This is a genomic window from Vibrio sp. 811, assembly GCF_033339195.1.
In genome coordinates this window covers 313,895-327,835 of record NZ_JAWOUB010000003.1, presented here as the reverse complement: position 1 = coordinate 327,835, position 13,941 = coordinate 313,895, and the positions used below count along the sequence as shown (strand labels likewise).

11 protein-coding genes are annotated in these 13,941 nt (G+C 46.2%); 10 read left to right on the top strand and 1 reads right to left on the bottom strand.

Annotated elements, in window-relative coordinates; genetic code table 11:
* Positions 1 to 2: 2 nt before the first annotated feature.
* The 8 genes from R7Q46_RS08310 to acpS all read left to right on the top strand — a co-directional run bounded on the left by R7Q46_RS08310 (position 3) and on the right by acpS (position 7,052).
* A complete protein-coding gene (locus R7Q46_RS08310) occupies positions 3 to 473 on the top strand; it encodes a SoxR reducing system RseC family protein (protein WP_005380936.1) in 471 nt (156 codons plus the stop codon).
* 158 nt (positions 474 to 631) lie between these two features.
* Positions 632 to 2,425, top strand: coding sequence for a translation elongation factor 4 (gene lepA / locus R7Q46_RS08305; RefSeq protein WP_005380934.1), 1,794 nt, complete (start codon positions 632 to 634; stop codon positions 2,423 to 2,425).
* Between the two features lie 104 nt (positions 2,426 to 2,529).
* Positions 2,530 to 3,429 (top strand): signal peptidase I, encoded by a 900-nt coding sequence (lepB, locus tag R7Q46_RS08300; protein WP_262647721.1) that lies wholly within the window; start codon positions 2,530 to 2,532, stop codon positions 3,427 to 3,429.
* A gap of 21 nt (positions 3,430 to 3,450) precedes the next feature.
* The gene (gene rnc, locus R7Q46_RS08295; RefSeq protein ID WP_005380932.1) at positions 3,451 to 4,128 is read left to right on the top strand and encodes a ribonuclease III; all 678 of its coding nucleotides are present in this window, start codon (positions 3,451 to 3,453) and stop codon (positions 4,126 to 4,128) included.
* Positions 4,121 to 5,083, top strand: coding sequence for a GTPase Era (gene era, locus R7Q46_RS08290; protein ID WP_005380931.1), 963 nt, complete (start codon positions 4,121 to 4,123; stop codon positions 5,081 to 5,083). Before rnc ends, era begins: the two co-directional genes overlap by 8 nt.
* 115 nt (positions 5,084 to 5,198) lie before the next feature.
* The gene (gene recO, locus R7Q46_RS08285) at positions 5,199 to 5,930 is read left to right on the top strand and encodes a DNA repair protein RecO (RefSeq protein WP_262647722.1); all 732 of its coding nucleotides are present in this window, start codon (positions 5,199 to 5,201) and stop codon (positions 5,928 to 5,930) included.
* A complete protein-coding gene (pdxJ, locus tag R7Q46_RS08280) occupies positions 5,927 to 6,661 on the top strand; it encodes a pyridoxine 5'-phosphate synthase (RefSeq protein ID WP_005384579.1) in 735 nt (244 codons plus the stop codon). The genes recO and pdxJ overlap by 4 nt, the downstream gene beginning before the upstream one ends.
* Positions 6,662 to 6,671: 10 nt before the next feature.
* Positions 6,672 to 7,052 carry a holo-ACP synthase gene (gene acpS / locus R7Q46_RS08275; protein ID WP_213872057.1) on the top strand — a complete coding sequence of 127 codons (381 nt, stop codon included), beginning with the start codon at positions 6,672 to 6,674 and terminating at the stop codon, positions 7,050 to 7,052.
* 69 nt (positions 7,053 to 7,121) lie between these two features.
* On the opposite strand, the gene barA is transcribed toward acpS, so the two are convergent.
* Positions 7,122 to 9,920 (bottom strand): two-component sensor histidine kinase BarA, encoded by a 2,799-nt coding sequence (gene barA, locus R7Q46_RS08270; protein ID WP_262647723.1) that lies wholly within the window; start codon positions 9,918 to 9,920, stop codon positions 7,122 to 7,124.
* 192 nt (positions 9,921 to 10,112) lie between these two features.
* On the opposite strand from barA, the gene rlmD reads away from it, so the two are divergent.
* Together rlmD and relA are read left to right on the top strand one after the other, a co-directional pair.
* Positions 10,113 to 11,432, top strand: a complete 1,320-nt coding sequence (gene rlmD / locus R7Q46_RS08265) for a 23S rRNA (uracil(1939)-C(5))-methyltransferase RlmD (protein ID WP_262647724.1) — start codon at positions 10,113 to 10,115, stop codon at positions 11,430 to 11,432.
* A gap of 123 nt (positions 11,433 to 11,555) precedes the next feature.
* Positions 11,556 to 13,775 (top strand): GTP diphosphokinase, encoded by a 2,220-nt coding sequence (relA, locus tag R7Q46_RS08260; RefSeq protein WP_005393896.1) that lies wholly within the window; start codon positions 11,556 to 11,558, stop codon positions 13,773 to 13,775.
* Positions 13,776 to 13,941 lie beyond the last annotated feature (166 nt).

Below are 13,941 nucleotides of genomic sequence, written 5' to 3'. Positions count from 1 at the left end.
CAATGATGACCGCGTTGGCTACCGTGACAGACGTGCATCGTCGCGGCAAGCAATTCGAAATTGATTTAAGTTGCGAACAGCAGACCAGTTGCAGTAGTTGCTCTTCACAGAAAAGCTGTGGAACGGGCGTTGTTACTAAAGCCATTGGTAACAAGAGTTTATCTTGGCACCTGCGCACGGATAAATCGGTGAAAATAGGTCAAGTCGTCGAGATTGGTTTTCCTGAGTCGAGCCTAATAAAATCAGCAATGGCGGTTTATTTACTGCCATTGTTTGGTTTGATTATCGGTGCGATGTTTGGTCACTTCCTATTAGCGCCGCTGACAGCCGGCGGGGAAGGCATCATCATATTGGCATCGGTATTGTTTGCCGCTGGTGGAATGTGGATCGCAAAACGTGTTTCTCGTCCGTTAGAAGATGAATCTAAGCGCCAAGTTACCCTCGTTAGGGTACTTGGAGAGCCAATCCAGTAAGTGTTGTCCCCCTCCACTAAAGGTTATTTGGGTATGTACTTTAAATTACGTGCGCCCGTTAACGAAATTCGGTAGAATCTGCCAACTTGATTGAAATGCCGTCAGTAGATGGCGTTTCTTACTGTCCCTATTTGTAAAGAGTTAGTCACCCTAAATCTATGAAGCACATTCGTAACTTTTCGATTATCGCCCACATCGACCATGGTAAGTCGACCCTATCAGACCGTCTAATCCAAGTTTGTGGCGGGTTAACCGATCGTGAAATGGCCGCACAGGTTCTGGATTCTATGGATCTTGAACGTGAGCGTGGCATCACCATCAAATCTCAGAGTGTGACGCTAAACTACACCGCTAAAGACGGTGAGACGTATCAGCTGAACTTCATCGATACTCCGGGGCACGTTGACTTTGCATATGAAGTATCACGTTCTCTAGCGGCTTGTGAAGGTGCGCTATTGGTTGTGGATGCGGGTCAAGGTGTTGAAGCTCAAACACTGGCTAACTGTTACACCGCGATCGAAATGGATCTAGAGGTTGTGCCAATTTTAAACAAGATTGACCTACCTGCAGCTGATCCTGAGCGTGTAGCGGAAGAAATTGAAGAAATCGTTGGTATCGATGCAATGGAAGCAACTCGCTGTTCTGCGAAGACAGGCATCGGTGTTGATGACGTTCTAGAGAACATTGTGTCAGCGATTCCAGCACCGGAAGGTGATCCAGATGCGCCACTACAAGCGCTGATCATTGACTCATGGTTTGATAACTACCTTGGCGTTGTTTCTCTAGTGCGTATTAAAAACGGCGAACTGAAGAAGAACGACAAGATCAAAGTAATGAGCACAGGTCAAGTTTGGGGTGTAGACCGCCTTGGTATCTTTACGCCAAAACAAGTAGATACCGATACCCTTCGTACTGGTGAAGTAGGTTGGGTTGTTTGTGGTATCAAAGACATTCTTGGCGCCCCTGTTGGTGATACGCTGACTCTAGCGAAGAATGGTTGTGATAAACCGCTACCTGGCTTTAAGAAAGTTAAACCTCAGGTTTACGCAGGTCTGTTCCCTGTATCTTCTGACGATTACGAGAACTTCCGTGACGCACTAGGCAAACTAAGCCTTAACGACGCATCGCTATTCTACGAGCCAGAAAACTCTGCGGCACTTGGCTTTGGTTTCCGTTGTGGTTTCCTTGGCATGTTGCACATGGAAATCATCCAAGAGCGTCTAGAGCGTGAATACGACTTGGATCTTATTACCACAGCACCAACGGTAGTTTACGAAGTTGAGAAGACGGATGGCGATCTGCTGTATGTTGATAGCCCAGCAAAACTACCAGCGATCAATGATATTGAAGAAATTCGTGAACCGATTGCGCGTTGTAATATCCTTGTGCCTTCAGAGTACCTAGGTAATGTAATCACCCTGTGTGTTGAAAAGCGAGGCAGTCAAGTTGATATGGTTTACCACGGTAACCAAGTCGCTGTGACTTACGATATTCCAATGGCTGAAGTGGTACTGGATTTCTTCGATCGTCTGAAATCAACATCACGCGGTTACGCATCTTTGGATTACAACTTCCAGCGTTTTGAAGCTTCGAACATGGTACGTGTAGACGTTCTTCTTAACGGTGACACTGTTGATGCATTGGCGATGATCACACACAAAGATCAGTCTCAGACTCGCGGTCGTCAGTTGGTAGAGAAGATGAAAGAATTCATCCCTCGCCAAATGTTTGATATCGCAATCCAAGCGGCAATTGGTAACCACATTATCGCTCGTTCAACGGTAAAACAGTTGCGTAAGAACGTTATTGCGAAATGTTACGGCGGTGACGTAAGTCGTAAGAAGAAACTTCTGAAGAAACAGAAAGAAGGTAAGAAACGCATGAAGCAGATCGGTAACGTTGAGCTGCCTCAAGAAGCGTTCCTAGCCATCCTTCACGTAGGTAAAGACTAAAGTTGAACTTTGTCTCACACTTGTCGGTCTTAAGACGTTAGATATTAAAATAAGTGAAAGGGTTTCGGCTCTTTCACTTTCGTATTTTTAGATAAGGGAATTTAATGGCTAATACATTCTCACTGATGTTGGTTATTGCGACTTTGGTAACTGGCGTGGTTTGGCTATTGGAAAAGCTGGTTTTCGCGAAAAAGCGTCAGGAAAAACTGGCTGAGATTCAAGCTCAGACGTCTAATGGTTTGGATGCAGTGACCTTGCAAAAAGTTGAGCGTCAGCCTTGGTGGGTTGAAAATAGCGTCTCTATTTTCCCTGTGATCGCGTTCGTTTTAGTATTACGTTCTTTTATCTACGAACCATTTCAAATCCCATCAGGCTCAATGATGCCTACCTTGCTGGTTGGCGATTTCATTTTAGTTGAGAAGTACGCGTACGGTCTAAAAGACCCAGTATGGCGTACTCAGCTAGTGGAAACTGGTAAGCCTGAGCGTGGTGATATCGTGGTCTTCAAATACCCACCACAACCAAGTGTGGACTACATTAAGCGTGTAGTTGGTTTACCTGGTGATATCGTGCGTTATTCAAGTGATAAGCAGCTTTGCGTGCAAAGCCAAGGCGAATCGGCATGTAAGCCAGTTAAACTGAGCAATGTTGAAGAAAGTCAGTTTAGCTCGAACGGTATTCCAATGATCCAACTGGATGAAAAATTGGGTAGCGTTGAGCACAATATTTTGGTTAACCCTCTTGTGCGTAACCGCGTGGAGCAATATTTCCCACGCAGCGGAACGACAGAGTGGGTTGTACCACAAGGTCAGTATTTTGTGATGGGTGATAACCGTGACAACAGTGCTGACAGCCGTTACTGGGGCTTTGTTCCAGAAGCAAACTTAGTCGGTAAAGCTGTCGCGATCTGGATCAGCTTCGAGTTTGATCGTGGCGCAGATAGTGTTCTACCTTCATGGATTCCAACTGGTGTGCGTTTTAACCGCATCGGTGGCATTCACTAACCATTCAAATATCGAGAGAGTATGAATTCTCCAATTGATAAACTAGAGAGAAAGCTCGGCTACCAGTTTCAAGATGCCGGGCTTATCAATTTGGCGCTGACGCACCGCAGCGCCAACAGTAAGCACAATGAACGTCTTGAGTTTCTGGGCGATTCAATTTTAAGTTTTGTCATCGCTGATGATCTGTACCATCGTTTCCCAAAAGTGAACGAAGGTGACATGAGCCGCATGCGTGCTACTTTGGTTCGCGGACATACATTGGCGGAACTGGGTCGTGAATTCGATCTAGGAGATTATTTAAAATTAGGTCCAGGTGAATTGAAGAGTGGCGGTTTTCGCCGAGACTCTATTTTAGCCGATGCGGTTGAAGCCATTATTGGCGCAATTTACCTAGACAGTGATCTTGAAGTTGTGCGAGGCATTGTACTGAGTTGGTATCAGTCACGCCTTGAAGCCATCAAACCAGGCGTTTCACAGAAAGATCCGAAAACTCGCCTACAAGAGTTCCTACAAGGCAGAAGAAAACCGCTGCCTGTCTACACAGTGACTAATATTAAAGGTGAAGCGCACAACCAAGAGTTCACGGTTGAGTGCGAAGTAGCAGGTGTGGATAAGCCTGTAATCGGTAAAGGCACCAGCCGCCGCAAGGCAGAACAAGCGGCTGCTGAAACAGCACTTGAGCAATTAACAAATGGCTGATAACGAATTCGATATCGATGCGTTTTTCGCATCACAAGGTGAGCCAAGCTCGCCAGAAAACCAACACTGTGGCTTTATTGCTATTGTTGGTCGTCCAAACGTAGGTAAGTCGACACTTTTGAACAAGATTTTGGGTCAGAAGATTTCGATCACCTCTCGTAAGCCGCAAACGACACGCCACCGTATTATGGGTGTGGATACGGACGGCGATTACCAAGCGATTTACGTCGACACGCCTGGACTTCACATTGAAGAAAAGCGTGCGATCAACCGTTTGATGAACCGTGCAGCTAACTCGTCATTGAGTGATGTAAACCTTGTGTTCTTCTTAGTCGATGGTACGCATTGGACTAAAGACGATGAGATGGTGCTGACCAAACTTCAAAAATCGAACTTCCCAGTTGTGCTTTGTGTAAACAAGGTCGACAATGTACAAGATCGTAACGACGTGATGCTACACATGGCGGAGATGTCGAAGAAGATGGACTTCGTGGATGTTGTGCCAATCTCTGCCAAGCAAGGTAAGAACATTGACGTACTGCGTAAGCACGTGCGTAATCACTTACCTAAAGCAACGCATCACTTCCCAGAAGAATACGTGACTGACCGTTCTCAGCGTTTTATGGCGTCTGAGATTGTGCGTGAAAAGCTGATGCGCTTTACTGGTGAAGAGCTGCCATACTCAGTAACGGTTGAAATTGAACGTTTTGATTACAACCCCGAAACCGACGGTTTCCACATCAATGCCTTGATTCTTGTTGAGCGTAATGGTCAGAAGAAAATGGTGATTGGCAAAGGCGGCGAGAAGATTAAAACCATTGGTCGCGAAGCGCGTTTGGATATGGAAGAATTGTTCGGTCGTAAAGTTTACCTAGAAACCTGGGTAAAAGTGAAATCTGGCTGGGCAGACGACGAACGAGCGTTGCGATCGTTGGGTTATATAGACGATTTATAATCTTGGCTGCGAAGGTGCTTCGCTCCAACATCGATGAAAAATCAGTATCGATTAAAATAAGGAGCCGCTCGGCTCCTTATTTTTTATTTCACACTTTTTAGGCACAATGACTTAGATGAGTAATCTGTCTTCCGAAGGTTTACAGCGCTGTTTTGTATTGCACCGACGCCCTTACAGTGAATCGAGCTTAATCCTTGATGTATTTAGTGAGGAATATGGCCGAATGACTTTAATGGCCAAAGGCGCGCGCAGTAAGCGTTCGAACTTAAAAGGCGCATTGCAACCTTTTACCCCGCTATTACTTAAATGGTCGGGGAAAGGCTCAATGAAAACTTTGCGTCAAGCCGAGCCGATAAGTCTAGGTTTGCCGTTAACGGGCATTAATCTCTACTCAGCCATGTACGTCAATGAACTGATTGGCCGTATTTTGATGGCTGAAGTGCCGATGCCAGCACTATTTCATGATTATTTGCATGCGTTAACCGAGTTGGCGCACAACGAGAACCCTGAGCCTGCACTGCGTCGTTTTGAGTTATCCTTGCTGTCTGCGATGGGGTATGGCGTGGATTTTTTGCATTGTGCAGGTACCGGCGAGCCCGTCGATCCAGAAATGACCTATCGTTACCGGGAACAGAAAGGGTTTATTGCTTCGGTTAGGCGAGATAACCTCACGTTTTTAGGGAATGAACTGATTGCCATCAGTGAGCGGCGGTTCGTCACTAAAGAGCAGCTAAAAGCGGCAAAACGCTTTACACGTATAGCCTTAAAGCCGTATCTTGGCGGCAAACCTTTAAAAAGTCGTGAATTTTTCATTCAGACCCCCAGAGCACGGAGTAACGGAAAATGAGCTCAATTTATTTAGGCGTCAATATCGACCATATTGCCACTCTACGTAATGCACGTGGTACAAAATACCCGGATCCTGTTCACGCTGCTGAAATTGCAGAGCGTGCAGGCGCGGACGGTATCACTATCCACTTACGTGAAGACCGTCGCCATATTTTGGATCGTGATGTACGTATTCTGCGTGAAACCATTCAAACGCGTATGAATCTAGAGATGGCAGTGACGGACGAAATGGTTGAGATTGCGCTGCAAACTAAACCAGAGTTTGTGTGTCTAGTGCCTGAAAAGCGTGAAGAACTGACGACGGAAGGTGGTTTAGATGTAGTAGGACAGCTTGAAAAAATTAAAGCTGCGACGAAAAAGCTGACAGATGCCGGCATTAAAGTTTCGCTCTTTATTGATGCTGACCGTCAACAGATTGAAGCTGCGAAAAAGTGTGGAGCTCCGTTTATTGAGCTACATACTGGCCACTATGCAGATGCGACGACAGAAGACGAGCAGCAAGCTGAACTGAAGAAGATTGCTGCTGGTGCGAGTTATGCACATGACCTAGGTATTATTGTTAATGCCGGGCATGGCCTGACTTATCACAATGTCGCACCAATTGCTGCATTACCAGAAATTTACGAACTCAACATTGGTCACTCAATCATTGGTCGCGCAGTATTTGATGGTTTAAATAAAGCGGTTGCTGACATGAAAGCACTGATGATTGAGGCTCGCCAGTCATAGGGCTATCTAGATGGCGATTATAGGGTTAGGGACCGACATTGCAGAAATTGAGCGTATTGAAAAAGCGTTAGCTCGTAGTGGTGAACCTTTTGCTCAGCGGATTCTTTCAGAAGAAGAAATGGCCAAATTCTCACAGCTTAAGCTGCAAGGTCGTTATCTTGCTAAGCGCTTTGCAGTCAAAGAAGCGGCCTCAAAAGCATTGGGAACAGGGATAGCAAAAGGGGTCACGTTTCACGATTTTTCCATCTCGAACGATGCGCTTGGAAAACCAGTGCTCGCATTGACGGGCACAGCAAAGCAAGTAGCGGATGCGATGGGTGTTAACCACATTCACCTGTCCATTTCCGATGAGCGTCATTACGCTGTGGCGACGGTCATTTTTGAATCCTAGCTTGTAAGTCTTAAACAAAATACTAAAAAGCCAGAGCATTTGCTCTGGCTTTTGTTTCTCTTCAATAGATCACTGTTCAAGGTATAACTTTGCGGTTGTTGTTACTTTAATCATTTCATCTTGCAGCTCGAACATTTCAGGCTCAACCTCCTCAAGACTGATCCCTGAGCGCAGTGCTTGCTCAAGCGTCGCACAGAGTGACTTCAGTCTTGGAACGCCACAATATGAACTACTGCCGTGCAGCTTATGGATGACATGAATTAGGTCATCACGAGAGATATCTTCTTGCTCTAGAGCTTGGTCAACAACCGCTTCTACTTCAGGGATGAACTCAATCAACATGCGCAGCATATCTTTGGCGAGATCCTCTTTATTCGCGCTCTGTTTCAAGGCCGCTTGCCAATCAATAATCACATCCTGTTGAGGTGAAGAAACGGATTGTGGTGCGCTTCCTTCAGGTTCATCAACGTATGAAGGGGCGACTTTGCCAATGCTCTCTGTACAAGCATTGGGGTTCCAGTGAACCAAAACCTGTTGTAGCACATGCTCTTCAATAGGTTTGGTCAAGTAGTCATCCATTCCTGCCGAGAGCAAGCGGTCTCGTTCCCCAGCCATGGCATGCGCCGTTACCGCAATCACTGGCGTGTCTTTATTTAACTCCAACTCTTTAATGTGCTTACAAGCGGTCACCCCATCCATTTGTGGCATTTGGATATCCATGAAGATTAAATCGTACTTTTTCTCTGTCGCCAGGTTCACCGCTTGCTGGCCATTGCTACAGGCGGTGACGGTTTCTACTCGTTCGCGGAGCAGTGCAGAGATCAGCTTCAAGTTTGCAGGGTTGTCATCCACTGCTAGTACAGTCAGAGGTAAACGGTCCCCTTCGCTTGGTGTAATTGGAGCGCTTAATACCGGTGGCGATTCTACATGTTCGCTAATCAGGCTTTGTAGCAACTTACGGCGAGACAATGGCTTCGTCAGGCACTGGACGTGATGCTCTGTCATTATTTGGTCCGCAAGCGCCAATTCGGTACTCGGTGTCCCTAGGAGAACACTCGGAGCCATACGTTTCGCTTGTTCTATCCAAGGTGTAATAACTTCCGCATCGTGAGTCTGGTTGGCCGCTAAATTCAACAATACATAATCATATTGTTCTTCGTTGTTTGGTAGCGAAGAGCGGTAGGTTACTAAAATACCCTCCTGACTTAGAATCTGTTGGGTTACGGATGCGGCTTGCATGTTTGGTTCAATCAGCAGTAACTGCTTCCCAGTCAGAAGTTCCACTTCAATCAGTTCGCTCATTGGCATCTCGGTTGAGTGCAAGCGTACCGTAAACCAGAAGGTTGAACCTTGGTGTAGACGGCTGGTTAAACTGATTTCGCCGCCCATCTGGCTCACCAGTTTCTGAGTGATAACCAGACCAAGACCAGTACCGCCGTAACGACGTGAAATACTTGCATCTGCTTGGCTAAAGGCTTGGAACAACTGCGCTTGCTGACGCTCAGAGATACCAATACCGGTATCACGCACCATGAATTGCAGTTCGACGGAGTCTCCTGATTGAGAGCGCATTTCTACGCTAACATCAATGTTGCCTCGCTCGGTAAACTTGATTGAGTTACCGACTAAGTTCGTCAAAATTTGCTGGATACGTAGTGGATCCCCAACTAAACCTGGTGGAATTTTAGGGTCCACTTTTAGGGTGATTTCTAACCCTTTCTCATGTGCACTTGTGGCTTGTAGGTTAATTACCTCTTCTAAACTTTCTCGGAAATCAAAAGGAATGTTTTCGAGTGCCAGCTTACCCGCTTCAAGTTTCGAGAAGTCGAGAATGTCATTGATGATATTCAGCAGGTTGTTCGCCGATTTCTCAATCGTCTGTAGGTAATCCGTTTGGCTGTTAGAAAGCTGCGTTTTAAGCATTTGACGAGTAAAGCCAATCACCCCATTGAGCGGAGTACGCAGCTCGTGCGACATGTTCGCCAAGAACTCTGACTTAACCCTGGCCGCTTCTTGCGCGCGTTTCTTCGCGATATCCAGCTCAACGTTCTGAATTTCTAGCTGCTCAAGCGTTTCACGTAAGTCGGACGTGGCTTGGTCTATACTGTGCTGCATCTCCACGTGATATTCTGATAACGATACCGCCATGGCGTTGATGCCATTTTTTAGCTGGTCTAACTCACCGTGCATTTTGCCTTCGATACGCACATCCAGATGACCGCGGCGAATGCGGTCAACGACATTCTTCATGTGGGTGATAGGTTGGGTCACATCGTGCATTAGACGTGAAGCAAACACACTTGCTAAGCCAAGACCGAGAACCAGAACTAAAAACGCAGAGAAGACTTCTTGATACTGTTGCAGCCTCAAGGAGGAGAGATCTAACTCGACGGCGATGTAACCAATCGCTTTTGTGCCTTGGCTTTCGTTCGACAACTCCGCTAAGTAGTGACCTTCTGACAAAATGGGGACACGCAATATCAGTGAGTTTTCGTAGATTTCCGAATTACCCAGTTGCGGGATCGGTTTATCTTTGGGGAACATCAAGGCTTCAAAATTAGGATGAAAGTTAGAGGTCACAAAGAGCTCATGATGTGCATCAAATACCGCGATACTACGAACCAGTTTGGAGTTTTTGCGGTGCGCGTAGCTTATCAAGCGACGTACCGCCTCTCGGCTTTCTGATAGTAGATGAGTTTCACTGGCAATCGCCAGCGGCTCAATAATGCTGTTACCAGTGGTGATAACTTGTTTCTCAAGGTCTTGGTAGCGGTTAAATGAGAAAAAGCCGCTCAGTAATAAACCAATAATGAGAGTGGGAGCGAGAGTTAGTGTAATTACACGTGCTCGTAAGCCATATCTGGTCATGTTATCTAATTACATCGGAGTCTGGATATGGGAAAATAACGCATTATTTCTCAAGCGCACGATAAAGCCTTGAGCAAAGAAGTGACGTCACCGAATAAACGGTAAGCATAATCAAGTCACTCGAATCACACAACGGCTGCAATCAAGAATAGTGAAGCCGAAGAGCAATTACATATAAATCAGGCATAGAGCATGGCACGCATCTTTCAACCGAAAAAGAAAACCCAACTCAATACTCGGCACCAAGCAGTGCAAGTAGAGCGTTTAGATCACCACGGCGCAGGCATTGCTTACCTCAAAAAGAAGCCATTGTTTATTGATGGAGCACTGCCGGGTGAGGAGGTGGTCACTCAATTGGTGGAAGAAAAGAGCAAATACGCTCGCGGTAAGTTGATTAAAATCCTTAAGCCGAGTGAAGCTCGTGTGGAGCCATTTTGCCCACATTATCATGAGTGCGGTGGCTGTGATTTGCAGCATCTAGATTATGGCCAACAATTGACGTACAAACAGCAAACGTTGCGTCAGCTAATGCGAAAATTCTCAGGCAGTGACATTGAACTAGATGCCCCGTTATTGGGAGATTCGCAGGCCTACCGTCGCCGTGCGAGAGTGAGCTTGTTTGTTGATAAAAAAACACGTCAGCTACATTTTGGTTTCCGTAAAAAGCAGAGTAAGCAAATTGCGCAAGTGACCGATTGCCCAGTGCTGGCACCGGAACTGAATGTTTTGCTGCCAGAGATTTACTCAGCCCTAAAAGCGTTCAAAAAGCCGGAACAATTAGGTCATGTAGAGCTGGTACTTGGCGATAATGGGCCGTGTATTACGCTGCGCCACTTGAGCGCTCTGACAACGAGTGAAACTCAACCTCTAACGGAGTTGGCAAAACGTCATGGCGCATCGTTGTACTTAATGCCATCGACAGAACAATTAGACCTTATCGAAGGCGATATGCCTTTTTATCAAGAAGTTGGAGTGAAAATCCCTTTTGCACCAAATAACTTTATTCAAGTAAACCAAGGTGTAAACCAACAAATGGTCAAACAAGCGGTTGAGTGGTTAGACCCACAAAAGAGTGACCGAGTGTTAGATTTGTTCTGTGGTTTAGGCAACTTTAGTTTACCAGTTGCGAAATTAGCTAAGTACGTGGTTGGAGTAGAGGGTGTTGCAGAGATGGTAGAAAAAGCCACAAACAATGCATCTTTGAACCAAATCAATAACGCGCAATTTTATCACGCTAACCTTGAGCAAGATTTTGAAGGCCAAGCCTGGGCCGCAGAGCGGTTTGATAAAGTATTATTAGACCCGGCACGCGCGGGAGCGAGTGGGATCATCGATCAAGTTTCTGAGCTTGGCGCACAGCGTGTAGTTTATGTTTCTTGTAATCCTGCTACCCTTGCTAGGGATAGTCAAAGCTTGATAGAGCAAGGCTATAAATTAACGAAATTAGGTATGCTGGATATGTTCCCTCATACCAGTCATCTAGAATCGATGGCATTGTTTGAAAAGTCCTAACTTTAGGACTTTGACCCCTTATTTGTGGTGGGTGGTCATAAAGCCAGCGTGTACGCGCGGTAAAAAGAACTAACCTGGACGGTGTTAGTCAAACCACACGAATATAATAATTAGGATGATGAGATGGTTGCGGTAAGAAGCGCGCATTTAAACCAAGATGAACAGTTTGAACTCGAAAACTGGGTGGCTAGCCTAGGACAAGAGAAAAACACAGCCTCACGCTTAATCGAAGTATATCGAGATTGCCAGACAGTATTAGCTGATAACGAGCAAGCGGAACTGTTGTTGTGGCGTGGACGAGAAATGATCGAAATTTTGATCACCTTGTCTATGGATCAAGCCACTTTAGTGGCTGCTCAACTGTTTCCTTTGGTTTCAAGTGGTGCTTTCAACAGAGAAATTCTGGAAGAGAAATACAGCAAAGAAATCATAAAATTAATCGACGGCGTTGAAGAAATGGCTGCTATTGGCCAACTCAACGTCAACATGGAAGGCAGTGCAGCGTCATCTCAGGTAGATAACGTACGCCGCATGCTGCTTGCCATGGTGGATGACTTCCGCTGCGTAGTTATCAAGCTCGCGGAACGAATTTGTAACCTTATTGAAGTTAAAAAAGCGCCAGATGAAGTTCGACGTGCGGCGGCAAAAGAGTGTGCCAACATCTATGCGCCGCTAGCAAACCGATTAGGCATCGGTCAGCTGAAATGGGAAATTGAAGATTACGCTTTCCGCTACCAACAACCGGAAACTTACAAACAAATTGCCAAACAGCTTTCTGAGCGACGCATCGTTCGTGAACAGTACATCAAAGACTTTGTTGAAGACCTCACGCACGAAATGGAAGTATCGGGCATTAATGCCGAAGTGAGTGGTCGACCTAAGCACATCTACAGCATTTGGCGAAAAATGCAGAAAAAGAGTTTGGCCTTTGATGAACTGTTTGATGTGCGAGCAGTGCGTATCATCGCAGACAAACTGCAAGATTGTTACGCGGCTTTAGGCGTAGTTCACACCAAATACAAGCACCTACCGAGCGAGTTTGATGACTACGTTGCTAACCCTAAACCAAACGGTTATCAATCGATCCATACAGTAATTCTAGGGCCAGAAGGCAAAACCATCGAGATCCAGATTCGTACCAAGCAAATGCATGAAGAGTCGGAACTGGGGGTTGCAGCGCACTGGAAATATAAAGAAGGGGCAAGCAGCCGAAGCGGTTATGATGAGAAGATCACGTGGCTGCGTAAGCTACTGGATTGGCAAGAAGAAATGTCTGACTCTGGCGAAATGCTCGATGAGCTGCGTAGCCAAGTCTTTGATGACCGTGTTTATGCCTTTACACCACGTGGTGATGTTGTCGATTTGCCAATGGGGGCAACGCCGCTAGATTTTGCCTATCACATTCACTCCGAAGTGGGACACCGTTGTATCGGTGCCAAAGTCGGAGGTCGTATTGTGCCGTTCACGCATAAATTACATATGGGTGACCAAGTCGAGATTATCACTCAGAAAGAACCTAACCCATCACGTGACTGGTTAAACCCATCATTAGGCTTCGTTCATTCTGGTCGTGCGCGTGCCAAAATTAACGCCTGGTTCCGAAAACAAAGCCGTGAGAAGAACCTTGAAGCAGGTCGTGAAATTCTTGAGCATGAGTTAGCCAAAATTGGCGCAACGTTAAAAGATGCAGAGCATTACGCCCTCAAGCGGTTTAACGTCAAAACACCAGATGAATTGTATGTTGGGGTAGGTAGCGGTGATTTGCGCATCAACCAAATCATTAACCATATCAACGCGTTAGTTAACAAGCCAACGGCAGAGGAAGAAGACCAGCAAGCACTGGAAAAACTGCAAGAAGCAGAGCACAAATCACCAGCGCAAAGCCGACCGAAAAAAGACGCCGTCGTTGTAGAAGGTGTCGATAATCTAATGACGCACCTAGCGCGTTGCTGTCAGCCGATTCCAGGTGATGATATCTGTGGTTACATCACGCAAGGTCGCGGCATTTCAGTACACCGTAGTGACTGTGAACAGTTAGAAGAACTGCGCCATCATGCGCCAGAGCGTATCATTGATACTGTCTGGGGCAGCGGCTTCGTCGGGTCATACATCCTCACCGTCCGTGTTGAAGCGATGGAGCGAGGTGGTCTACTCAAAGACATTACGACACTGTTCGCCAACGAAAAGATCAAAGTGACCAGTATGAAGAACCGAGTCGATTACAGACGTCAACTTGCCATCATGGACTTTGACCTAGAAGTCACCAATATTGAGGTGCTTTCTCGTGTTTCGAAGCGTGTTGAGCAGATTAAGGATGTGATGACGGTGAAACGCCTCGGCTAAAATTCTCGTCATACTTGAAGCTGATAGCGTTGTTGCCTGCACGCACTCCGGAGTGCCGGCCCAGGCTCATCACATGGTGAACCATGTGATGGAGTCTCGTTTGTTTGTCGCCTAGCTACAACTTCAACTATTTACAGAGTTACACTTGCGTCATATTTGGCTTTTT